The following is a 22,559-nucleotide window of genomic DNA, read 5'->3' as shown; positions in this document are numbered from 1 at the left end:
CTGTTCAGCATCTACTTTTTTTTGCCCAGCGTCAAAGGATAATGGGGCTGGCATCGATTGTGCAGCTTACCCATGTTTTTCTTCCAGTCGTTGCCGTCGCCGTTCAATGTAATAATTAATCGCTTCGTCGGGATAATCCAAGAGTTTGCCAACGCGGCGGTGTAATTGGAAAAACCGCTCTCGGGTATTTCTTTGGGTTAGTTCGAGTAGGGCAGCTTTTAGCTCTAACATGCGCGCTTCTTCGCCGGGCAAATAGTAAAGAGCGGCGGTGTCGAATGACATCAGTTGTGATTCACGAATTTTGATGAGGTCATAAAGGTCTTGCGAAATTTCCGGAAAGTTGTGGCAGCAAATTTTACCTTCACTTATGTGAGGTTCGAAAGCCTCAACCGGATTGAGCTCGTCAAAAAATGCCACCCGTTTTTGCCCTGCCAGCATTAATGAAAGTTCGCGACCATTGTGTGGACCCAATTGATCGGAATATTTAATTTGGTCAGTTTCCATGTCGTAGACATTTATGCCAATGCCGCCACGGGTTTTGTAGGTGCGTTCGCCAACTGATTTGTATCCATATTTCTCATAAAATGTTTTGGCCGGAGCGCTTGCCGACAGAGTGATTTTATCTGGTTTTATTTGAGAAATATTTATAAACGCGCGAAACAAAAGTCGCCGTCCGATATCTCGGCCCTGGTGTGCCGGATCGACATAGAGGCCGCATATCTCACTATTCTTGTAGCCGCAAAAGGCGATAGGGGTGTCAGTCTCGTCGACGGCGACTATGTAGACTTCGCCATCTTTTGCGCATTCTGTATAGCCATTTGCAGTTAAGCCGTGGGCCCAACTCTCTTGTTGCTCTTTGGTGTAATGGTCCTCACCAGATGCAAAAATGGACCGGCGGTGCAGATCGGCCATTGCATGGCTATCTTCTTCACGCCAGGATCGCAGAGTAAAGCCGCGGTCCCAGGGGTATAAAGTATGTTTCATTTCAAAAATTTATTCACCCAAGGGTGCTCAAAAAAATCATTTTTAGTGACAAACAGGGCCGAATCCCAGCCTTGCTGGTTCCCAGCATCCACGTTTCTTTGGCCATCGTCAAAAAATAGTGGCGCCTCGCTTTGAGGACCAAGCAGTTGATCTACTTTTTGGAAAAAGGATGGGTCAGGTTTCGCAACGCCGAGGCGAGCGGCGTAAAACATATCATCGAAAATATGGCTGAGCTTTAAATCATGCCACATATAAAAGGCGCGGAGGTGCTCCTGATTGGTGGCGAGGTAGATTTTGACGTCTGCTTTTTGCTTGAGTTTTTTGATGCCGTCGAGCAATTGACGGTTTATGGCCATGTCGTTTTTGAACCAATATTCAAGCAGGTCGAGGCTGTTGATATGGTCTGCGCCGATGCTTGGCAAAAATTCATCAAGGGCAGAAACAATCGATCGTTCGCCTGTCACGACCCCACTGTAATGATCGCGGAAGAAGGATTTGAAGGTTTCCACTTCAATTCCGAAATCCATGTGAAGGTGCTGCTTCCAGCTGCGAATCCGCCCGGGGTCTTGATGAAAAATGGAGTGGATGACCACGCCATCCACATCAAAAAGAATGGACCGCACCGGAATTATTCCGGTGCGTTTGTTTTCAGGGCAAGGGCGTGAAGTTCGCCGCTATCGAGCACTTGTTTCAGTGCAGCATTGACCATTTGGTGCTGTTGCACGCGGGATTTGCCGCGGAAGGCTTCTGCCACAACAACAGCGGTATAGTGATGGCCGTCATCTGTATCCGCATTCACTTCTGCGCCGGGAATGGCTTCGGTGATCAAACGTTCGATTTCAGCGGTACCAATAGACATAAACAACAATCTCCAATCAGGCGGCTATTGCGCCGCTTCTGCTGCCATATAGTCTGGGAACCAACTTTCATGGAAATCGCTGAGTTCCGCAACCGATACGGCAAATATATCTTTTGCTTCCAGCTTATCGCCACCTACGGTGCCCAATTGGGTCACCGGCACATTTTGTACCTTGGCAGCGGCCAGAACCGACTCAAGATTATCAGATTTTACCGTCACGATATAGCGGGCTTGATCTTCACCGAACAATTCACCCAGATCATTTGAAAGCTCTAGCTGCGCGCCGATTTTGCCCTTCATCGCCATCTCTGCCAATGCCACCACTAGGCCGCCATCCGAGAGATCGTGGCAGGCGGTGAGCTGTTGCTGATCAATGAGATCACGGATCAGTGCGCCATGCTTGGCTTCTTTTTCCAGATCAACCGTTGGCGCATCGCCTTCAATGCGGTTGAAGCAATCGCGCAGTAGGGCGGATTGGCCAAGGTGGGTGCCTTTTTCGCCAATCAAAAGAATCACTTCGCCTTCTTCTTTGAAGGAAAGAGTCATCATTTTTGCCCAGTCTTTCAGCAGGCCAACGCCGCCAATGGCTGGAGTTGGTAAAATGCCAATACCGTTGGTTTCGTTGTAAAGCGACACGTTGCCAGAGACGATTGGGAACTCAAGCGCGCGGCAGGCATCGCCAATGCCGAGAATGGCTTGTGAGAACTGCTCCATGATTTCTGGCTTTTCGGGATTGCCGAAATTCAAATTGTCAGTTGCGGCCAAGGGCAGTGCGCCAACAGCAGAGAGGTTGCGCCAGCATTCGGCGACAGCCTGCTTGCCACCTTCTCGCGGGTTGGCTTCGCAATAGCGTGGGGTTACGTCGACGGAGAAGGCGAGGGCTTTTTTGCCGTCTGCCCCTTCCACACGCACCACACCGGCGTCACCGCCCGGCACTTGCACAGAATTGCCTTGAATCAGCGTATCATATTGCTCCCAAACCCAGCGGCGTGACGCGCCGTTTGCATTGCCCACAAGAGTCAGCAACGCTTGGGCGATATCGATATTGCTGTCGATTTCGCCAAGTGTTGAGGGGGCGGGATAGGCTGCACGCGGCCGATCATATTCGGGGGCTTCGTCGCCCAAATCTTTAATCGGCAAGTTGGCGACTTCGGCGCCTTCATGGATCACGCGGAAACGCAGATCGTCGGTGGTTTTGCCAACGATGGCGAAGTCGAGATCCCATTTGTGGAAGATGGCCTTGGCCACATCTTCTTTTTCAGGATCAAGCACCATGAGCATGCGCTCTTGGCTTTCAGACAACATCATTTCATAGGCTGTCATCGCTTCTTCGCGGGTGGGGACATCATCCAGATAAAGCTCAACGCCGAGATTGCCTTGCGCGCCCATTTCCACAGCAGAACAGGTGAGGCCAGCGGCACCCATATCTTGAATGGCGATCACCGCACCCGTTTGCATCAGCTCCAAGCAGGCTTCGAGCAGGCATTTTTCGGTGAACGGGTCACCCACCTGTACGGTGGGGCGCTTTTCATCAATGTCATCGCCGAATTCGGCAGACGCCATCGTCGCGCCACCAACGCCATCGCGTCCGGTTTTGGCGCCAAGATAAACGATGGGCAGGCCAACACCTTTGGCGGCGCAAAGGAAGATTTTATCGGCATCGGCAAGGCCCGCGGCGAACGCATTGACCAAGATGTTGCCATTGTAGCGTGGGTCGAACTCAACCTCGCCACCAACGGTGGGTACGCCGAAGGAGTTGCCATAGCCGCCAACGCCAGCCACAACGCCCGACACAAGGTGACGGGTTTTTTCGTGATCGGGTGCGCCAAAGCGTAGGGCGTTCATCGCTGCGATCGGGCGGGCGCCCATGGTGAACACATCACGCAAAATGCCGCCAACGCCTGTGGCTGCGCCTTGATAAGGCTCAATGTATGACGGGTGGTTGTGGCTTTCCATTTTGAACACCACGGCCTGGCCATCATCAATATCCACAACGCCCGCATTTTCGCCCGGCCCGTGGATTACACGGTCGCCTGTTGTTGGCAGGGTTTTCAGCCATTTCTTTGAGGATTTGTAAGAGCAGTGCTCGTTCCACATGGCTGAGAAAATGCCCAACTCAGTGTAAGTGGGTTCGCGGCCAATCAGCTCAAGGATTTTGGCGTATTCTTCTTCATTGAGGCCATGGCTGGCGATCAATTCAGGGGTGATTTCGATATTCTGATTTTTCAACATTTACGCCACCGCTGCCACTAGGCTGTCAAAGATGTAGCGGCCTTCAATGCCGCCATGAGCTGCTTCGATAAGGTTTTCCGGGTGGGGCATCATGCCCAACACATTGCCCTGCTTGTTGGTGATGCCGGCGATGTTTTCAATGGAGCCATTCGGGTTGGCTTCAAGGGTGACATTGCCGTTTTCATCGCAATAGCGGAAAGCGATCTGGTTGTTGTCTTCAAGGGCTTTCAGGCCGTCCGGATCGATGAAATAATTGCCATCATGGTGAGCGATGGGGCATGGGAATGCCTCGTGGCCCTTATAGGCTGAGGTGAACGGTGAAGTTGTGTTTTCTGCTTTTAAATGAATCACTTTGCACAAAAACTTCAAATCCCGATTCCGCATCAATGCGCCGGGCAGGAGGCCTGTTTCAGTGAGGATTTGGAAGCCGTTGCACACGCCCAAGGTCAGCCCGCCGCGATCTGCATGTTCCTTCACCCGCTTCAGCATGGGCGAGCGCGCGGCAATGGCGCCAGCACGCAAATAGTCGCCATAGGAGAAACCGCCGGGGACCACAACCAAATCAACGTCTGGCAGGTCGCTATCGCCGTGCCAAGCTAGATGTGGTTTTTCTCCCGTCACTTTTTCAAGTGCGGCGATCATGTCTCTGTCGCGGTTGAGGCCGGGGAAGACAATCACTGCAGACTTCATGAGCGTGATTCCTTTTCGGTGTGCAAAGGCACAATTTGCATCCGCGCTCTGGGCGCTGAAAAGATGCGGTTGGGTTTGGCTCTTAATGGTTCAAAAAGCCCCCAAAAAGCAAGAGGCGCGAGAGGTCTCGCGCCGCTTTTTTCAAAGAAATCCGAGTTTTTTTGGAAAACTATTCAGCCGGGGTGCCGTTTTTGACTCGTTGGTCAGGTTTTTCCCGCGCGGCTTCAAGTTTTGCCCATTCAGGGCGTTCATACAAAAACTTGCCATAGCCGACCTTTTGGATGATCTCGTAAACGATCAAAGAAGCGGTTGCGGCGACGATCATCACCAACAGGCTGATGGCACCTACATCTGTGATGATGCCAAGTTTGAACATGACGGTACGGAAGATTGCCATGGGAATAACGAACGCCACATAAACGGCCAGTGAGCGTTCGCCGATATAGGCCAACGGGCCTGAGAGGTTAAACCGCGCCAAAAGGGCAGAGAACACGCAGATGGCCGTGGCGCCAGCAAAGGCCAGGATCAAGTGAACACCAGGCAAAGAGGCGTAGCCGGTTGAAACGTGATCGGGTTGCATGTCGACACTCGGCCAAAATACTAAACCGACATTGACGCCAGCCCACACCAACAAGCCGAGAACAGCCAGGATAATGTTTTCTTGTGCCCATCGGGTGATCTTGAAAATCTGGGGTGCAAAGGCATAACCGGCATAGAAGAACACGAAATAGTCAGCGAAATAGCCGATAAGTGTGCCGCCGCTTGCCGAGGGCAGCATTTGTAAGATTGCGGTGACCGACAAAACCAACCAGTGCGGCACATGATTGTTGTGCAGCAGCTTTGTGGCGGCTGAGAAAAATGCCAGCATGTAGATGAACCACAAGATGGAATAGGGTTCGAAGACGGCAAAGAAAATACCGGACACAAAGCTGGCCACATCGCCAGAGGCGATCACTGTTTTAAAGAACAACAAAATGATGGCCCACAGCGCGTAGAAGTACAAATAATGCACCACCCGACGGTCGGCATAGCGGCCCCAGCTGCGTCCTATGACATAAGATAGGAAAAGCCCGGAAATCAAAAAGAATTCAGGCATGCGGAAGGGCGCAGAGTAAGTTACGGCATAATGCATAAAGCCGATATCACCTGCATCCTGACCCACACCAAGAGTTGAATGCATCATCACTACAAGGAGTATTGAGATCCCCTTGGCAGCGTCTACCCAGTCCAAACGTTTTGCATTCGCCATTTGTCCACCCTCGCAAAGTAAGATGGCCGTTTATATCGCGAAACTGTGAATATAAGAATGCACTAACGTTGTTTTTGCTGGGAAAATTACCAGTGAGGTTAATGCTTTTGTTTAAATCGTAAAATTTTACTTAATTTTGAAACGGATGAAAATCATCAATTGTGCAGCGGTTTCAGCAAGCCGATGAGGTGCCTAGGCCAGAGGCACAGTGCTGTACGCACCGGCCATAATGGCCAAAGCAAGGAAAAATGCTGCGGTGAGCGAGAGCCGTTTAATCATACTGGTTACCCATCCGGTGATAAATCACTTATCACCATCCCTATCATGTGGTTGTGACGATTTTATTAGAATTCAGCGCGCCCCACATGTTCCACGCGAACAAAGTGGCGACAACTGGTAAACAAATTATGGATGCTTAGTCGACGATCTCGATCGAATAATTCTCGATCACTGTGTTGGCCAACAGCTTTTCACACATTTGGGCCAGTTTTTCCTTGGCCACTTCATGATCGGTCTCATCGAGCTTCACATCAAAGATTTTGCCCTGGCGAACCGCGTCCACGCCTTCAAAACCCAAGCTGGAGAGGGAGCCTTCGATAGCCTGACCTTGAGGGTCCAGAACGCCGTTTTTCAGTGTCACAAATATGCGTGCGTGCATTTATCCAAGTCTCAATCTTTGATTATTGTACCAGACGCGGGCCGGTGGCCAGCGCGTTATCTGCTTCTGACAAAATGCCCAGGCGCTGGGCCACTTCGCGATAAGCGTCAACCAGTCCGCCCAAATCCTGGCGGAACCGGTCTTTATCCAGTTTGTTTTGGGTTTTTACATCCCATAGTCGGCAACTGTCCGGTGAAATCTCGTCTGCCAAAACGATGCGCATCGTGTCGTCTTCATAAAGACGGCCGAGCTCAATCTTGAAATCCACCAACTGAATGCCGGCGCCCAAAAACATGCCGCACAAGAAGTCGTTGATGCGGACGGCCATCGACATGATGTCGTCCAGCTCTTGCGGGTTGGCCCAGCCAAAAGCCGTGATATGCTCTTCGGCCACAATGGGATCGCCCAGCTTGTCGTCCTTGTAATAGAACTCGATGATCGACCGAGGCAGGCGGGTGCCGCTTTCCAAACCCAATCGTTTGCAAATAGAACCGGCCGCTACGTTGCGCACCACCACTTCCAGCGGGATGATTTCAACTTCGCGGATCAGTTGCTCGCGCATATTGAGGCGTTTGATAAAGTGGGTCGGGATGCCCAGATCGTTCAGCTGTGTGAAGATGAATTCTGAAATGCGATTGTTGAGCACGCCTTTGCCGTCAATCACTTCGTGCTTCTCGCCATTGCCGGCGGTGGCATCATCTTTGAAATGCTGCACCAATGTGCCGGGTTCGGGACCTTCATAGAGAACTTTCGCTTTGCCTTCATAGAGGCGACGCCGACGGCTCATGTTCAAATCCTGCGATTCCTGAAATGTCTGTATGGCAGCTTCATGTCCCCTTTTGGGGGCAAAATGCAAGTGTTTAATCAATTTTCACTGCATTCTTTGTGGGTTTTAACCGATGTTGTCAACTTTGGATGCCCAATTGCCGCGAATCTGAACTTTCCGACGGCTTCAGGACGCAGAATCGTTGATTTTCTTTGTGTTTGGCATTATCTCCAAGCGTGAGTTACGTAATAGGGCGAACCCTATCTTTATGCACGGAGAAAAAAATGGCCGGATTTGACGATCGCGAAAAGGCGGAAGAAGCTAAATATGCGCATGATCAGGCGTTGAAGTTCAAAATTGAAGCGCGGCGCAATAAATTGTTGGGCCTTTGGGCGGCTGGCCTTTTGGGCAAAACAGATGAAGCAGACGTAAACACCTATGTAACTGAAGTGGTGGCATCTGACTTTGAAGAGGCTGGTGATGAAGATGTGTATCGCAAAGTAAGCGGCGACTTCAAAGCCGCTGGCGTGAATGTCTCGGAAGAAGAATTGCGCGAAAAAATGCGCACGCTTTATTTGAAAGCTGAAATGCAGGTGCAAGAAGCCAAATAAGCTTTGCGCATTGTTCGATTAAAGGGCCCGTGCTTTGCGCGGGCCTTTTCTTTTGCGGGGGAACATGAAAATCTGAATCCTTGGAGGGTTTATGCAATTTTCATTTGGCGTGCTCAAGCATCCGGACTATCGAAAGCTTTACGCGGCTCAAGTGATCGCGCTGGCCGGGACCGGGCTGACCACAATCGCATTGGCACTTTTGGCCTTTGAGTTGGCCGGCGAGGCGGCGGGGCAAGTGCTGGGCATAGCGCTGACGCTGAAAATGATCGCATATATTTTCATCGCGCCTGTGATCAGCGCCATCATTCCGGGCGATAAGCGCAAACAGGTATTGATTGCGCTGGATGGGGTGCGGGCGCTGTGCGTGTTGGCGCTGCCCTTCGTGACTGAGATCTGGCAGATTTATGTGCTGATGTTTGTGCTTAATGCTGCTTCGGCCGGGTTCACTCCCACCTTTCAATCCATCATTCCGCAATTGTTTGAACAGGATGCTGACTATACCAAGGCGCTCAGCCTGTCGCGGGTGGCCTATGATCTGGAGAACTTGCTCAGTCCGACCATCGCGGCCCTTTTGTTGCTGTTTGTGAGCTTTGAGAGCTTTTTTATCGCCAATGGCATTGCCTTTCTGATTTCGGCCGGGTTGGTGGCGCGGGCGCATGTGCCGCATTTGGCGCTGGACAATGTGGCGGATCCGCTGAAACGCAAATTGACACAAGGTTTTCAGATTTACGCCAAGACGCCGCGCTTGCGTGGCGTGTTCGCCCTTTATTTTCTGGTGGCCTTTGCCGGAGCGATGGTGATTGTGAATAGCGTTGTGCTGGTGCGGGAGAAATTGAGCCTGGGCGAAAGCGCTTTGGCTTGGGCTATGGCCGCTTTTGGCAGCGGATCGCTGCTGGCCGCCATTTTGGTGCCGAAATTGACGGCGCGGTGGGGCGACCGGGCCGTAATGGTTTCTGGCGCATTGGTGTTGTTGACCGGTGTCGCGTTGCTGGCCCTGCTGGTCGAAAGCCTTACCTACATAGCCCTGATACTGATCTGGCCTCTCTTGGGGCTGGGGTCCAGCCTGGTGCAGACGCCTGCCGGGCGTGTATTTAGGCGTTCAGCCAACGAAGAGGATCTACCCAAACTGCTGTCAGCACAGTTTGCGCTTTCCCATTCGTGTTGGTTGTTGGCTTATCCTATGGCTGGCTTTTTGCCTGAGCTGGTCGGCATGGGGACGACATTAATGCTGATCGCCACTTTTTGTTCGCTGGCATTGTTGGCGGCCTTGCGGCTATGGACGCGCGAAAGCGAGGTGCCGCTGACCCATAAGCATGAAGCGATTTATCATGACCATGTGCATTTCCATGGCGACCATCACCAGCATGACCATGAGGGATGGGAAGGGCCAGAGCCACATGCCCATCCGCATAAGCACGAGGAAATTGTACATCGGCACAAGATCAGGATTGATCGGCACCACCCGGTGTGGCCGACTTCCAAGGCGGGATAGTCGGCGGTTAAATCCGGCGCATCAAATTGGCAAACGCCATTAAGCCTTCGGGCCAGGGACCAAAGCCTGCTTTTGGATTGACGTGGCCGATCTCGCCTGCATTGTTGAAGTTAGCGCCCCAGGCGGCCGCCATTTGTGCCGCAGCTTCCACATCACAAAATGGATCGTTGCTGGACCCGATCATGATTGAGGGGAACGGCAGCGGCTCTTGCACAATCGGGGCAAAGCGTTTCGATTTTTTTGAAACATTTTTATTGTTTTCAACGTCCGGCGGGGTCACCAGAAATGCGCCAGCCACCTTGCTATCGGTCAGCTTTTGGGCGGTGCGCGAGATCGTGTGCACGCCCAGTGAATGGCCCACAAGCACCACCGGTCGGGTACACATCATGATGGCATGATGCAGCTTGTTTGCCCATTTCTCGGGGTCCGGATTCGTCCAATTTTCCTGCTCCACCAATCGGGCGGTGGGCATTTTGTTAACCCAGTTGGTTTGCCAATGATCCGCACTGGCGCCGCCCAAACCGGGTACAATCAATATGTCTGCTTCGGCGATTTTCATAGGACTTTGATGCCCGATTTTTACATCGGGACGCAAGGGAAAACTCTTGCTGCGCTCAAATCTGACTGTCCGTTGTTGGCCATCTAGCCACCAATCGGCCGCCAAATACGTTGAGCAGCAATCCGAGTAGAATGATGGTGCCGCCAATAATGGCAGCCCTGCTCATGCCTTCGCCCAATACGATCGCCCCGGAAAGTACGCCAAATACCGGCACCATAAGCGAGAACGGGGCAACCAAACTCGCTGGATGCTTTTTCAACAATTGGTTCCAGATGCCAAATCCCAGAATAGTTGAGGGATAGGCCAGATAGAGAGCTGCGCCCATTGCAGTGAGCTTAGGTTCGTTGAAGGTGGCCCAGATCGCCGCATGATCCTCTAGGATAAAGGACAAGATGAACAGCGGGATGGGCGGCACGAGGCTGCCCCAGATCACGAAATTCAGCATGTCTACTTGTCCTGCTTTTTTGGTCATGATGTTGGCCAAACCCCATGACGCGGCAGCTGCAACGCACATCAGGAAGGGCACCAGGGCACCGCCATTATACCGCTCGGCGGCAATAATGCCGATGCCGGAAAAGGCGATAAAGGCTCCCATGATCTGCCAACTTTTGGGTTTTTCGCCCAACAGCAGAAATGCAAACAGGATTGTGAAAAATGCCTGCAACTGCAGCACAATAGAGGCCAGCGACGCGCTGACGCCCCATTTCATAGCGGTGAACAACAATCCGAACTGGATCACGCCGAGGAACATGCCAAACCCGATAATCAGCGGCCAGCTTACGTTGGGCTTCTTGAAGATAAATATCCAGGGCAGTACCACGAGCGAGAATCGAATGCCATTCAATAGCAGTGGAGGCACATCCTCGACCCCGACTTTGATCACCACAAAGTTGAAGCCCCATATGGCGACGACCAGTAGGGCGAGAAATAAATCTTTCAAGGGCATTGGGGCAGATCCAGTGATCGAGTTAGCAAGTCGGGGCGATTAGGACAGGACTGCTGACTTTGGTCAAGCTGGCGTTTATTTCCAAACCTGCAAGATGTCCGACCATTTCACGTTTCTGAATGTGTATAGAAGCTGAAATATACTATATTTCAGATGTTTAGATTTATGCGTGAAGCGCATATCATTATTTGAGATGGCAAGATCAAAAGTGCTGATCAACAAAAAGCCCGGCAGAAATGCCGGGCTTTTTTAAGGGGCTTATTCGCCAAAGACGCGGGCGAAAATGGTGTCCACATGTTTGAGGTGGTAGCCGTCGTCAAACATGTCGTCGATTTGGGCATCACTCAGGGCGTTGGATACTTCTTCGTCTGCTTTCAAGAAGGCCTCAAACTCGCCTTCGCCGCGCCAAACCTTCATGGCGTTGCGCTGAACGGCGCGGTAGCTATCTTCACGGGACAGACCAGCTTGGGTGAGGGCCAGCAACACACGTTGCGAATTGTGCAGGCCGCCCAGCTTATCCATATTGGCTTTCATGTTCTCGGGATAGACCACCAGATTTTCCACCACATTGGTCAAACGTGCCAAAGCGAAATCGAGGGTCACGGTGGCGTCTGGGCCGATCATGCGCTCAACAGAAGAGTGCGAGATATCGCGCTCGTGCCACAGGGCAACGTTTTCCAGCGCTGGCGTGACCATGCCGCGCACGATGCGGGCGAGACCGGTGAGGTTTTCCGTCAGCACAGGATTGCGTTTGTGCGGCATGGCGGAGGAGCCTTTTTGGCCCTTGGAGAAGAATTCTTCGGCTTCCAGCACTTCGGTGCGCTGCAAATGGCGGACTTCGGTGGCCAAACGCTCGATGGATGACGCCACCACGCCCAAAACAGCAAAGAACATCGCATGACGGTCGCGTGGGATGACCTGCGTGGATACAGGCTCTACAGCCAAGCCGAGTTTTTCCGCCACATATTGCTCAACGGAAGGGTCGATATTGGCGAAGGTGCCCACGGCGCCGGAAATAGCACAAGTGGCGATTTCTTCGCGAGCGATTTCAAGGCGCTTTTTGCAGCGGTCGAACTCGGCATAGGCCTGAGCCAACTTGACGCCGAAAGTGGTTGGCTCAGCGTGAATGCCGTGGGAACGGCCAATGGTGATGGTGTCCTTGTGCTCGAGCGCACGCTTTTTGAGGGCGGCGAGCAGCTTGTCCATATCAGCCAGCAGCAGATCTGCTGCGCGGGTCAATTGCACATTCAGGCAAGTGTCCAACACATCTGACGAGGTCATGCCCTGGTGCACGAAACGGGCTTCGGGGCCAACGATTTCGGCCAAATGGGTGAGAAATGCGATCACATCATGTTTTACTTCGCGCTCGATTTCATCGATCCGATCCACATCGAACTGGGCGTTTTCGCCTTTTTCCCAAACGATTTTAGCAGCCTCTTCGGGCACAATCCCGAGTTTGGCCTGGGCTGAGGCGGCGTGGGCTTCGATTTCGAACCAGATGCGAAATTTGGATTCTGGTGACCAGATGGACACCATTTCATCGCGTGAATAACGGGGGATCATGTGGTTTGACTTTCGTGGGTTTCAAGTTGGTTGGATTTGGGTTTAAGCGTGCTGGCGAGCACGGCACTAATCACCAACATCGGCGTGATGATCATCAAGCCGATCTTAATGTTGGTGGCTTCAGCGACAAAGCCGATGGAAATCGGGCCGACCAAAAAGCCGCTGAGGGCTAAGAAGGTGAGGACAGCCACGTTGCTGGCTGAGCTTTTACCGGGGGCATTTGCGGCGGCGGTGACCGCCAGCGGGAAGCCAAGCGCGATGCCGCAGCCCAGTAAGGCAAAGCCGAATAAGGCGACAAAGGCGTTGGGTGCGAAATAAATCACCCCCAGTCCAATGACACCCACAATGGCAAGGGTGCGGGCCAAATCGGATGTGGCAAAATGCTCGCGCAATTTGTCGCCCGTTAGTCGGGTGAGCGCGGCGGCCATGGTGAAGACGGTGAGCGACAGGCCGGCAAAGCCGGGCTCGGCGCTATGCACATCACGCATAAAGATGGCCGCCCAATCGGCGACAGCGCCTTCGGTCAATGTGGTGCCGAACGTGAACAAGCAAATGCCGAGCAGCAGCATATGGGGCATGGTGAAGCCTGACTTGCCAGACGTAATGGTGGATGGCTCAAGCACCGGTTGATCAAGTTTGACCTGTTTGACCGCGTATAGGCTGGGCAGGATCAGCACTGCAAAAATGGCCACTTCCATCAGGAATGCATCGAAACGGATGGCCGCTGCGGCAGAACCGACGATTGTGCCGGTCATCAAGCCAAGACTCCAAAGGCCGTGTGCGCGGCTCATGACCAGTTTTTTACGCTGTTTCTCATAAAGGTCAGCCGATACATTCATGCCGAGTTCCAGCAGGGACAAGGTGGACCCCATTACGGCCAAAGAAAGCATCAGGGTGAGCTGAGAATTGGCCAAGAAAGGCAGCGTCATCGCCAAAAAGAACAATGGATAGAAAATCATCATTGTTTTTTGCGCGCCGAGCCAATCGCCAATGCGACCGGCCACCAACAGGGACGACAACGTGCCGATGGGCGCGCCGATAAGGGCGATTGCAAGTTCAGCAGGGCTGAGGGCAAGTTTTTCTTGCACCTCAGGAATGCGGGGTAGCCAGGCGCCAAGCGCGACCGGCTGAGAGAAGAAAACAAAGAAGAGCCAATTGCGCATAGACATAAATAGGGACCTTTATGATGTGCAGTTAAGTTCGGCGGGTTTACTGCCCCCTTTCGGCGGCCTTTCGAATATCGCTTATGCGGGGGGCATAGGTGGCAGGATCGTTACCTTTATAAATTGCTGACCCAGCAACCAGCGCGTTTGCCCCGGCGCGTGCAATGTCCTCAGCATTGTTTGCTGTAACCCCGCCATCAACCTCAAGGTCGATGGGGCGATCGCCGATCAATGCTTTGGCTTGTTTAATTTTTTCAATGGCTTGGGGGATAAAACTCTGTCCTCCAAAGCCCGGGTTTACGCTCATAATCAGAATGAGGTCTAACCGGTCAATCACATTCTCAATCGCAGAGACAGGGGTGGATGGATTGAGCGAGACACCGGCTTTTTTGCCCATGGACTTGATGGCCTGAAGGGAACGATCAAGATGCGGGCCAGCTTCGGCATGCACCGTGATAATGTCAGACCCAGCCTTGGCAAAAGCTTCAAGAAACGGATCAGCTGGCGCGATCATCAGATGAACATCCAAGATTTTCTTGGTGACGGGGCGAATGGCCTCCACAATCATAGGGCCAATGGTGATGTTAGGTACAAAGTGACCGTCCATCACATCCACATGCACCCATTCGGCGCCGCCTTCATCAATGGCGCGGACTTCGTCGCCCAAGCGGGCAAAATCAGCAGAAAGAATTGAAGGTGCAATTTTAATTGGCAATTGGCTCATTTGGGGGCTCCCCTGGGTAGATGCAGCCTTGATTTTGGGAATGTGCGCACCTGTTACCATGAAGGTTGACAAATGCCAATTGCCCAAAGGGTGAATCTTCACCTCTTGTCACAATCCCGTTAGGGCGACATTCGGTCGCTTGCATTCATGATATAACAGGTTCAAAAGGTGATAGTTTTAGATCTCGCCAAAGGATTTTGCGATGATTTCGGTCAGCCTCCCCGTTGTGTTTGGTGCGGGCATTTTGAGTTTCCTGTCGCCCTGCGTTTTGCCGTTGGTACCGCCCTATCTCTCTTATATGGCCGGCACCACCTTTGAGCAGTTGCAGGATGAGGGCAATACCGGCACCAAAGTCTGGTGGCGTACGGTCATCACGTCGCTGTTCTTTATCCTTGGCTTTTCGACCATCTTTGTTCTGATGGGCGCATCTGCAACCTTTTTGGGCAGTGCCTTGCGCTCGGCGCTGGATTGGCTGGTGCCCTTGGCGGGGATTGTGATCATCGTGATGGGCCTGCATTTTTTGGGGCTGTTGCGGATCAACTTGCTTTATCGTCAAGCGCGCATGAGCGGGCCAACAACGGCCACCGGGCCGCTGGGTGGCTATGGGTTGGGCCTGGCCTTCGCGCTGGGCTGGACCCCATGTATCGGCCCCATTCTGGCGGCGATTTTACCGATTGCCGGGACGTCGGAGACAGCCTGGCAGGGCGCGGGGCTTTTGGCGGTTTATTCTGCGGGGCTCGGCCTGCCGTTTTTGGCGGCAGCGCTGGCCATTCGGCCCTTTATGAACTTCTTCCAGAATTTCAAAAAACACCTTGGCACCGTTGAGAAGGTGATGGGCGTGTTCCTGATCATCACCGGCATTTTGTTCCTGACCGGCGATTTCACGCGGATCAGTTTCTGGTTGTTGGAGACGTTCCCCGTCCTCCAAAACTTCGGCTAATTTAGTCAAAAATGCGCTGCGCACTGCGGCGTTGATGGCCTTGCCCCTATATTGAATAGGGGCTGCGCCCATCGCCTAGCATTGCTTTGCGCATTGGTGACTAACGAACAGAGGCCAACGCGCTCTAAAGTCGTCATCCCCGCGCAGGCGGGGATCCAGTTGTGATTGAGCGAGTTGTAATCCGCCGGTGATGTGCGGGTTGACGCTCCGACCTGGATTCCCGTCTGCGCGGGAATGACGGGTGGGTTTTATTGGTTGTTTGCCGTTACGTGGCCGCCCCGGACGTGATCCGGGGCCGGTTTGATCCCGGCTCAGGGCCGGGATGGCCACGAGGAGTGGGGCGAGTTGCGATGTATCCTAAAACAGTTTCAGCGCGCGTAGGGAGCTGTGGCCGTCTTTGGCGATGATGATGTGGTCATGCAAGGTGATGCCGAGGGGTTTGGCGATGTCGGCGATGGCGCGGGTCATCTGAATGTCGGCATTGGACGGGGTTGGATCGCCAGAGGGGTGGTTGTGCACCAAAATCATGGCAGTGGCGGAGAGTTCCAGGCAGCGTTTGATGACTTCGCGGGGATAGACCGGGGTGTGGTCCACCGTGCCGATTTGCTGCACTTCGTCGGCGATCAGCTTGTTGCGCTTGTCTAGGAAGAGCAGGCGGAATTGTTCTTTATCCTCAAACGCCATTTCCGACTTGCAATAATCCAGCAGCGCATCCCATGAGTTGAGGATGGGGCGTTCGGGCAGCGCATCTTTCGCATAGCGCTTGGCGGCGGCGTGCATGATCTTGAGATCCATTGCCGCTGTGGGGCCGATGCCATCAATCTCTTGCAGCAGGTGGGCCGGGGCCGCGAGGGCTTGCGAGAAGCTGCCGAACCGGGCGATCATTTGCTTGGCGATGGGCTTGGTGTCGCGGCGCGGCAGGAGGCGGAACAGCAACAGCTCCAGCAATTCATAATCTTCAAACGATGCGCCGAGATCACGTTCAAAACGCTGGCGCAGACGGTCGCGGTGGCCGTGATAATGCAGCTTGGGCTTTTTGCCCGGAGCTGGCTGATCGGCTTGGGACTCGTCCGCGTCGCTCATGTGCCGTGCTTACCGCCGCGCTTCAAGAGGGTTGAACAATCCGTTGGGCGATTGGGTGAAAATTTCGCAGCCATGTTCGGTAATGCCGATGGAGTGTTCGCACTGGGCTGAAAGGGTGCGGTCACGGGTGACCGCGGTCCAGCCGTCGCCTAACACCTTTACATCCGGGCGACCCAAATTGATCATCGGCTCGATGGTGAAAATCATGCCCTGTTTCAGCTCCGGGCCGGTGCCAGGATCCCCAAAGTGCAAGATGTTCGGCTCGTCGTGGAACAGACGCCCCAGACCGTGGCCGACAAAATCGCGCACCACGCCGCAGCGCTCGCTTTCGGCAAAGCTTTGGATGGCGTGGCCAATATCGCCGGTGGTGTTGCCCGGTTTGGCCACTTCAATGGCGCGCGCCAGGCTTTCATAGGTCACTTCTATCAGTCGCTCGGCCTTCCGGGAAATGTCACCAATGGGGAACATGCGCGAGGTGTCGCCATGCCAGCCATCCACGATCAGCGTGATATCGATATTGACGATGTCGCCATTTTTTAGTGGCTTTTCGTTTGGAATACCGTGGCACACCACATGGTTGATGCTGGTGCAGATTGAGTGGCGATAGCCGCGATAGTTGAGCGTGGCGGGCACCGCATTATTATCCAGAGCAAATTCCAAGGCGCGCCGGTCCAGCTCGGCTGTGGTGACACCCGGTTGGGCAAATTCATAAAGCATGTCGAGGGCCTGTGCGGCCAAAGCACCGGCTTTTCGCATGCCTTCAAAGCCTTCTTCCCCGTGCAGGGGAATGATGCCGGGGGTGCGTTTTTGGTTGGGTTTGGCTTGGGTATAGGTGACCATGAAGTGCTCTTAAATGTTCGTTTTGCGCTGAACCTACCGCTTCACCGGCAAAATGGGAAGGGGATGGTTGAGGCATATTTGGTTCTGATCAATGGTGCAATCATAACATAGAAATTCAACCCCCGCATTCAAGGCCAATTCTGCCGCCTCGGCATAGGTGGGGTCGAGGTCTGCCGCGAAGCTGAAATGGCTGCAATCGGTGCGCTGCACCAGATAGAGATTTACAGCGCGATGGCCCGCGGCGACCATATTGCTCAGCTCGGCCAGATGTTTGGCGCCGCGGGCGGTTTTGCTGTCCGGGAATTCGGCGAGAGCATCGCCGCGCAGAAGGTGCACATTTTTCACCTCGAGATAGCAATCCGGCAAGCCGTCGCCGGTAAGGAGAAAATCAATCCGGGATTTTTCACCATATTTGACCTCCGGCCGGATGTGTTCGTAGGCGGCGAGTTCTTTGATTTGCTTGTTTAGCAGCGCTTCGGCCACGATCCGGTTGGGCAGGGCGGTGTTGATGCCCACCAGATGCCCATCCACTTCGGTGAGCTCCCATGAATATTGCAATTTGCGCTTGGGATTGTCGGATTTAGAGAGCCAGACGGGCAGGCCGGGCTCTTTCAACCCCAGCATGGCACCGGGATTGGCGCAATGGGCGGTGATAATCTCACCATCATCCAGGCGAATATCAGCCAGAAAGCGTTTGTAGCGTTTGATCAAAGTGCCGCGCAGCAGCGGCGAAGGGAAATCCATTCAGGCGGTCCAAACGTTGAAATAGGTTGCAATTCAAAACCGATCCTTTATTTCAAAGTGATGATGACAAAACAAGACCAATCCCAAGCTGTAACAGCTGCCATGCTGGTGGTGGGCGATGAAATTCTCTCCGGCCGCACCAAGGACAAGAATATTGGCACCATCGCCGATTTTTGCGCAGATCTGAGCATTGATCTCAGCGAAGCGCGGATCGTGGCCGATGAGATCGACGAGATCGTTGACGCGCTTAATGCACTGCGGGCGAAATATGATTATGTGTTCACCAGCGGCGGGATTGGCCCCACCCATGATGACATCACAGCCGACGCAGTGGCCAAGGCTTTCGGCGTGGAGCTGAATGTAGACCAGCGCGCCATTGAGGCGATGCAAGCGCGGTTTGTAAATTATGAAATGACCGAAGGACGGCTGCGCATGGCGCGGATTCCTGAAGGCGGGGAATTGATCGACAATCCTGTTTCCGGCGCGCCGGGCATTCACATTGAAAATGTGTTTGTGATGGCGGGGGTGCCTAAAATATTGCAAGCCATGCTGGAGAGCATTGCGCCTAAATTGAAGACCGGAGTGCCGCAATATTCGGTGTTTGTGAACTCACAAGTTGGGGAAGGCGTGCTTTCTGCCCCCCTTGCGGCATTGCAATCTTCATACCAAACGGTAAAAATCGGGTCTTATCCGCAATTGGGGTCGGATGAATATATGACCCAGATTGTGATGCGCTCAAGCGATGAGAAAATATTGGAACAGGTGCGCCATGAAGCCCAGGCCATTGTGGACGACCTGTTTGAAAAAGCGAAAAAGGGACAGGGATCCACAATATGACCGCTCCGCAGAACAAATCCTTTCCGGTATCCTGGGATCAATTCCACCGCGACAGCCGCGCTTTGGCCTGGCGCCTGATGAATGAAGAGCCGTTTGACGCCATTGTGTGCATCACACGGGGCGGGCTGGTGCCGGCTGCGATCATCGCCCGCGAGCTGGGCATTCGCGTGATTGAGAGCGTGTCGATCAGCTCCTACCATGACTACCAAAAGCAAGGTGAGCTGAATGTGGTAAAGCCTATCTGTCAAGATATTATTGATCTCGACAAAAATGGTCGCATTCTGATTATCGATGATCTGGTGGATACGGGCAAAACCGGTCGTGCCGTGCGCGCCATGTTGCCCAATGCGCATTTCTCTACCGTCTACGCCAAACCCTTAGCCCGCGATCTGGTGAACAGTTTTGTCACTGAGGTTTCGCAAGACACCTGGATCTATTTCCCATGGGATATGGATGTGTCCTACGCACCGCCGATCCGCGACGGGGCGCAAGATTAAGCAGAAAAAGGCGGTGCACGATGGAAAGTATTTTATCAACTTCGAGCATTGCCGAAGAAATTCAGCTTTCTGTAGCCCCGGTCTTTTTGCTCACCGCCATTGGTGGTTTGCTCAATGTGTTGGCTGGGCGACTCAATAGAATCGTTGATCGTCTGGATGAGCATGAAGGCGGCACAAAGGAGCGCATCCGCAATCTGCGGCGCATCGCCTATATTCTATGGTCCAGCCGCCTCAGCGTGGCCGCGGGCATTTTGATTTGCCTGGTGGTGGTGTTTATTTTCCTCGGCGACTATGTGGCCCCGGACCTGTCCGGCCTGATCGCCTTCAGCTTCATTCTTGCCATGCTGTTGCTTACCGTGTCGCTGGCGCTGTTCCTGCTGGAACTAACAGCGGCGAGCGAGCGCAACAATCTGCTCAAGGCGCGGAAGTGAGCGTTGCCGGTATAATGAGGTGAAGCTGAAGATTTTTGGTGCGGACGACGGGACTTGAACCCGTAAGCCGGTTAGGGCGAGGGATTTTAAGTCCCTTGTGTTTACCAATTTCACCACGTCCGCACTGAAGAGTGTGGTTTTCATAATCAAAATTTTAGCGCATTGCAAATGGGAATCGGCCCGATAGTGGAATTGGTCATGTTGGCAGGGTTGGACGGGTACGCATATGTGATAGGACTTTGAGATTATTCGAAAATAATCATCTTAGTCGTCACTAACAGGCATTGAATTGATCACCGTTTCCTGCGGTCGGCCCACGCACTGATAGTCAAATCCCACGGCCTTTAAGCTCTGCCCATCATAGAGGTTACGCAGGTCTACAAGGACCGGTTTCCGCATCCTGGTTTTGATCTCAGCAAAGGGCAGGGTGCGGAATTCATCCCATTCGGTGACGATCACTGCGGCATCGGCGCTGTCAACGCAGGCGAGGGCGCTGTCGCAATAGGTGATGTTGTTGAGATAGCGCTTTGCGTTCTCCATGCCTTCCGGATCGTAGGCGTGGATGGTGGTGCCCATATCCTGCAGACCTTGTATGATCGCGATGGAGGGGGCTTCGCGCATATCGTCGGTGTTGGGTTTGAAGGTGAGGCCCAATATGGCGATTTTTTTGCCTTTGACCTCATTCTCACACATTTGTGCGATTTTGCGGGACATGGCGCGTTTGCGATATTCGTTGATGGAGACGATCATTTCGATCAGGCGTAGCGGGCGCTCATGGTCCTGCGCTGTGCGCACCAGCGCCAGCGTGTCTTTTGGAAAGCAGGAGCCGCCATAGCCGGGACCGGCATTGAGGAACTTTTCACCAATGCGTGGGTCCAGACCGATGCCCTTTGAGACGCCTTTAATGTCGGCGCCAACCACTTCGCACAGCTCGGCGACTTCGTTGATGTAAGCAAGTTTGAGCGCCAGAAAGGAATTGGCGGCATATTTGGTGAGTTCGCTTGTGCGGCGGTTGACGTAAAGGATCGGGTAGCCTTGCGCAGCGAATGGCGCATAGATTTCGGCCATCACCTTTCTGGCATGGTCGGTTTCCACGCCGATCACGATTCGATCCGGGGCCATAAAGTCCTCGATGGCCGCGCCTTCGCGCAAAAATTCCGGGTTGGAGACAATGTCGAATTGCAGATCGGGCCGCGTTGTTTTGACGATGTTTTCCACCTCATCGCCAGTGCCCACAGGAACTGTGGATTTGTTGATGATCACCAATGGGTCGGTGGCCTGTTCGGCAATGTTTTTGGCGGCGGCATAGATATAGCTCAAATCGGCGTGACCGTCGCTTTCACGCGACGGGGTACCCACGGCGATAAAGGCCGCTTCGGCATCTTTAAGCGCGGCGGCCAGGTCGGTCGTGAAATGCAGATGACCGGCGGCTCGGTTTGCGGCGACCATGTCTTCAAGCCCACGCTCATAGATGGGGACGTGATTTTGGTTCAGTTTATCGATCTTTGCCTGATCCAGATCCACACAGGTGATCTCATGACCCACCTCAGCGAGGCAAACCCCGGACACCAGACCCACATATCCCACGCCAATAACTGCGATTTTCATAGGTGCACTCCATTTGCTGGGCCAGACTAAGCCGTTTTTCCATGTCGTTTCTACGACATTCGTCGGCAAATGGTCGAAAATCGATTTATCGGCTTTGAAATGGTGCGCGCAATTTTGCACTATGGCGCAAAAAAGGGGATCAACATGTCTATTCCATTTATCGGACGTGAAGAAATCGAAGACCAGTTACGTTGGGGCAAAGTGGCTGATGCGATTTTTGACGGCCATAAGCGCAGCAAGGCGCGGTTGGGCGATTTGTTTTTAAACCGTGCGGAAGACCAATCTACCATGCTGAACCGCGCCGCCTGGATTGATGATCTGGGCCTAGCCATGAAAGCGGTGACGGTTTACCCGAAAAATGCCCAACGTGAGCCTGCGATCCCCACCATTCATGGGGTGGTGATTCTGTTTGATGATGAGAGCGGACAGGTGAAAGCGCTGGTGGATGGGCAGTTGGTGACCAAATGGAAAACCGCGGCTGATTCCGTTTTGGGCGCGCGGCTGCTGGCGCGGAAGGACGCGCGCAAATTGCTGGTGGTCGGCTCCGGCGTGGTCGCCGAATCACTGGTGGATGCCTATCGTGAGATTTTCCCCGATCTGGACCGCATTCAAATTTGGAGCCGCACCCATGCTAATGCGCAGGAGCTGGCGGCACAAAAACAATGTGAGGCGGTTGAGGATTTGGCCAAAGCCGTGAGCGAGGCGGATATTGTGACCAGCGCGACGATGGCGCGTGAGCCCTTTATTCAAGGCGCATGGGCGACACCCGGCACGCATTTCGATCTGATAGGGGCGTTTAAAGACGGGATGCGCGAAGCAGATGATGGCTTGATGCAAAAGGCAAAACTGTTTGTTGATAGCCGCGAGACGACCATCGAGCATATTGGCGAGCTTAAGGACCCGATTGCCCGCGGTGTGATCAGCGAAGCCGATGTGTTGGCAGACTATTACGATATGGTGCAGCCGGAATGTTCGCTGCGCACCCACGAAGACGATATCACGCTGTTTAAGAATGGCGGTGGGGCACATCTCGATTTGATGGTGGCCAATGCCATCTACGATATTTGGGCCGCAAAAAAGTAA

Annotated in this window: 24 protein-coding genes and 1 tRNA gene; 7 read left to right on the top strand and 18 right to left on the bottom strand. The window is 53.4% G+C overall.

What is annotated here, in order from left to right:
- Positions 1 to 66: 66 nt before the first annotated feature.
- From L1I42_RS09740 to purC, 8 genes are all read right to left on the bottom strand, one after another.
- Positions 67 to 984: a GNAT family N-acetyltransferase gene (locus L1I42_RS09740; RefSeq protein ID WP_236114336.1), complete on the bottom strand. Its 918-nt coding sequence runs from the start codon at positions 982 to 984 to the stop codon at positions 67 to 69.
- The gene (locus L1I42_RS09735) at positions 981 to 1,607 is read right to left on the bottom strand and encodes an HAD-IA family hydrolase (protein WP_236114335.1); all 627 of its coding nucleotides are present in this window, start codon (positions 1,605 to 1,607) and stop codon (positions 981 to 983) included. Before L1I42_RS09735 ends, L1I42_RS09740 begins: the two co-directional genes overlap by 4 nt.
- A 5-nt stretch (positions 1,608 to 1,612) precedes the next feature.
- Complete coding sequence (locus tag L1I42_RS09730) at positions 1,613 to 1,843, bottom strand: BolA family protein (RefSeq protein WP_117395507.1); 231 nt, start codon at positions 1,841 to 1,843, stop codon at positions 1,613 to 1,615.
- A gap of 24 nt (positions 1,844 to 1,867) precedes the next feature.
- The gene (gene purL / locus L1I42_RS09725) at positions 1,868 to 4,075 is read right to left on the bottom strand and encodes a phosphoribosylformylglycinamidine synthase subunit PurL (protein ID WP_236114334.1); all 2,208 of its coding nucleotides are present in this window, start codon (positions 4,073 to 4,075) and stop codon (positions 1,868 to 1,870) included.
- Positions 4,076 to 4,765, bottom strand: coding sequence for a phosphoribosylformylglycinamidine synthase subunit PurQ (gene purQ / locus L1I42_RS09720; RefSeq protein ID WP_236114333.1), 690 nt, complete (start codon positions 4,763 to 4,765; stop codon positions 4,076 to 4,078).
- A gap of 169 nt (positions 4,766 to 4,934) precedes the next feature.
- Positions 4,935 to 6,014 (bottom strand): acyltransferase family protein, encoded by a 1,080-nt coding sequence (locus tag L1I42_RS09715; protein WP_236114332.1) that lies wholly within the window; start codon positions 6,012 to 6,014, stop codon positions 4,935 to 4,937.
- Between the two features lie 415 nt (positions 6,015 to 6,429).
- Positions 6,430 to 6,672, bottom strand: a complete 243-nt coding sequence (purS, locus tag L1I42_RS09710; protein WP_236114331.1) for a phosphoribosylformylglycinamidine synthase subunit PurS — start codon at positions 6,670 to 6,672, stop codon at positions 6,430 to 6,432.
- 22 nt (positions 6,673 to 6,694) lie between these two features.
- On the bottom strand, positions 6,695 to 7,459 hold the full coding sequence (gene purC / locus L1I42_RS09705; protein ID WP_236114330.1) for a phosphoribosylaminoimidazolesuccinocarboxamide synthase: 765 nt from the start codon (positions 7,457 to 7,459) through the stop codon (positions 6,695 to 6,697).
- 263 nt (positions 7,460 to 7,722) lie between these two features.
- Here purC and L1I42_RS09700 point away from each other — a divergent pair, with 263 nt between their 5' ends.
- Complete coding sequence (locus tag L1I42_RS09700) at positions 7,723 to 8,049, top strand: DUF1476 domain-containing protein (RefSeq protein WP_236114329.1); 327 nt, start codon at positions 7,723 to 7,725, stop codon at positions 8,047 to 8,049.
- A gap of 91 nt (positions 8,050 to 8,140) precedes the next feature.
- Positions 8,141 to 9,541, top strand: coding sequence for an MFS transporter (locus L1I42_RS09695; protein WP_236114328.1), 1,401 nt, complete (start codon positions 8,141 to 8,143; stop codon positions 9,539 to 9,541).
- Between the two features lie 7 nt (positions 9,542 to 9,548).
- Here L1I42_RS09695 and L1I42_RS09690 read toward each other — a convergent pair whose 3' ends face one another.
- The 5 genes from L1I42_RS09690 to rpe all read right to left on the bottom strand — a co-directional run bounded on the left by L1I42_RS09690 (position 9,549) and on the right by rpe (position 14,496).
- Entirely contained in the window at positions 9,549 to 10,100 is a 552-nt protein-coding gene (locus tag L1I42_RS09690; RefSeq protein WP_236114327.1) for an RBBP9/YdeN family alpha/beta hydrolase, read from the bottom strand.
- 55 nt (positions 10,101 to 10,155) lie between these two features.
- On the bottom strand, positions 10,156 to 11,046 hold the full coding sequence (locus tag L1I42_RS09685) for an EamA family transporter (RefSeq protein WP_236114326.1): 891 nt from the start codon (positions 11,044 to 11,046) through the stop codon (positions 10,156 to 10,158).
- A 258-nt stretch (positions 11,047 to 11,304) separates the two neighbouring features.
- Positions 11,305 to 12,609, bottom strand: coding sequence for an adenylosuccinate lyase (gene purB, locus L1I42_RS09680; protein WP_236114325.1), 1,305 nt, complete (start codon positions 12,607 to 12,609; stop codon positions 11,305 to 11,307).
- Complete coding sequence (locus tag L1I42_RS09675; RefSeq protein WP_236114324.1) at positions 12,606 to 13,778, bottom strand: MFS transporter; 1,173 nt, start codon at positions 13,776 to 13,778, stop codon at positions 12,606 to 12,608. Before L1I42_RS09675 ends, purB begins: the two co-directional genes overlap by 4 nt.
- Before the next feature lie 40 nt (positions 13,779 to 13,818).
- Positions 13,819 to 14,496 (bottom strand): ribulose-phosphate 3-epimerase, encoded by a 678-nt coding sequence (rpe, locus tag L1I42_RS09670; protein ID WP_236114323.1) that lies wholly within the window; start codon positions 14,494 to 14,496, stop codon positions 13,819 to 13,821.
- A 202-nt stretch (positions 14,497 to 14,698) separates the two neighbouring features.
- Here rpe and L1I42_RS09665 point away from each other — a divergent pair, with 202 nt between their 5' ends.
- Positions 14,699 to 15,436 carry a cytochrome c biogenesis CcdA family protein gene (locus tag L1I42_RS09665; protein WP_236114322.1) on the top strand — a complete coding sequence of 246 codons (738 nt, stop codon included), beginning with the start codon at positions 14,699 to 14,701 and terminating at the stop codon, positions 15,434 to 15,436.
- Positions 15,437 to 15,793: 357 nt separating this feature from the next.
- On the opposite strand, the gene radC is transcribed toward L1I42_RS09665, so the two are convergent.
- The 3 genes from radC to sfsA are packed head-to-tail and all read right to left on the bottom strand — an operon-like array spanning position 15,794 to position 18,103.
- On the bottom strand, positions 15,794 to 16,519 hold the full coding sequence (gene radC / locus L1I42_RS09660) for a RadC family protein (RefSeq protein WP_236114321.1): 726 nt from the start codon (positions 16,517 to 16,519) through the stop codon (positions 15,794 to 15,796).
- A 9-nt stretch (positions 16,520 to 16,528) separates the two neighbouring features.
- Positions 16,529 to 17,359: a type I methionyl aminopeptidase gene (gene map / locus L1I42_RS09655; RefSeq protein WP_236114320.1), complete on the bottom strand. Its 831-nt coding sequence runs from the start codon at positions 17,357 to 17,359 to the stop codon at positions 16,529 to 16,531.
- Positions 17,360 to 17,392: 33 nt separating this feature from the next.
- Positions 17,393 to 18,103, bottom strand: coding sequence for a DNA/RNA nuclease SfsA (gene sfsA, locus L1I42_RS09650; protein ID WP_236114319.1), 711 nt, complete (start codon positions 18,101 to 18,103; stop codon positions 17,393 to 17,395).
- Positions 18,104 to 18,166: 63 nt separating this feature from the next.
- On the opposite strand from sfsA, the gene L1I42_RS09645 reads away from it, so the two are divergent.
- The 3 genes from L1I42_RS09645 to L1I42_RS09635 are packed head-to-tail and all read left to right on the top strand — an operon-like array spanning position 18,167 to position 19,868.
- Positions 18,167 to 18,940, top strand: coding sequence for a competence/damage-inducible protein A (locus L1I42_RS09645; protein WP_236114318.1), 774 nt, complete (start codon positions 18,167 to 18,169; stop codon positions 18,938 to 18,940).
- Positions 18,937 to 19,437: a xanthine phosphoribosyltransferase gene (gene gpt, locus L1I42_RS09640; protein WP_236114317.1), complete on the top strand. Its 501-nt coding sequence runs from the start codon at positions 18,937 to 18,939 to the stop codon at positions 19,435 to 19,437. Before L1I42_RS09645 ends, gpt begins: the two co-directional genes overlap by 4 nt.
- Positions 19,438 to 19,457: 20 nt before the next feature.
- A complete protein-coding gene (locus tag L1I42_RS09635; RefSeq protein WP_236114316.1) occupies positions 19,458 to 19,868 on the top strand; it encodes a DUF2721 domain-containing protein in 411 nt (136 codons plus the stop codon).
- 36 nt (positions 19,869 to 19,904) lie between these two features.
- Here the strand turns inward: L1I42_RS09635 and L1I42_RS09630 are convergent.
- Positions 19,905 to 19,991: transfer RNA gene (locus L1I42_RS09630), tRNA-Leu, on the bottom strand.
- Between the two features lie 141 nt (positions 19,992 to 20,132).
- Positions 20,133 to 21,476: a UDP-glucose dehydrogenase family protein gene (locus L1I42_RS09625; protein ID WP_236114315.1), complete on the bottom strand. Its 1,344-nt coding sequence runs from the start codon at positions 21,474 to 21,476 to the stop codon at positions 20,133 to 20,135.
- 144 nt (positions 21,477 to 21,620) lie between these two features.
- Here L1I42_RS09625 and L1I42_RS09620 point away from each other — a divergent pair, with 144 nt between their 5' ends.
- On the top strand, positions 21,621 to 22,559 hold the full coding sequence (locus L1I42_RS09620) for an ornithine cyclodeaminase family protein (protein WP_236114314.1): 939 nt from the start codon (positions 21,621 to 21,623) through the stop codon (positions 22,557 to 22,559).

The sequence above is a fragment of the Maritalea mediterranea genome (assembly GCF_021568695.1).
Lineage (GTDB): Bacteria > Pseudomonadota > Alphaproteobacteria > Rhizobiales > Devosiaceae > Maritalea > Maritalea mediterranea.
Note: the sequence above shows the minus strand (reverse complement) of the source record. Positions and strands in the feature narration are given on the sequence as shown.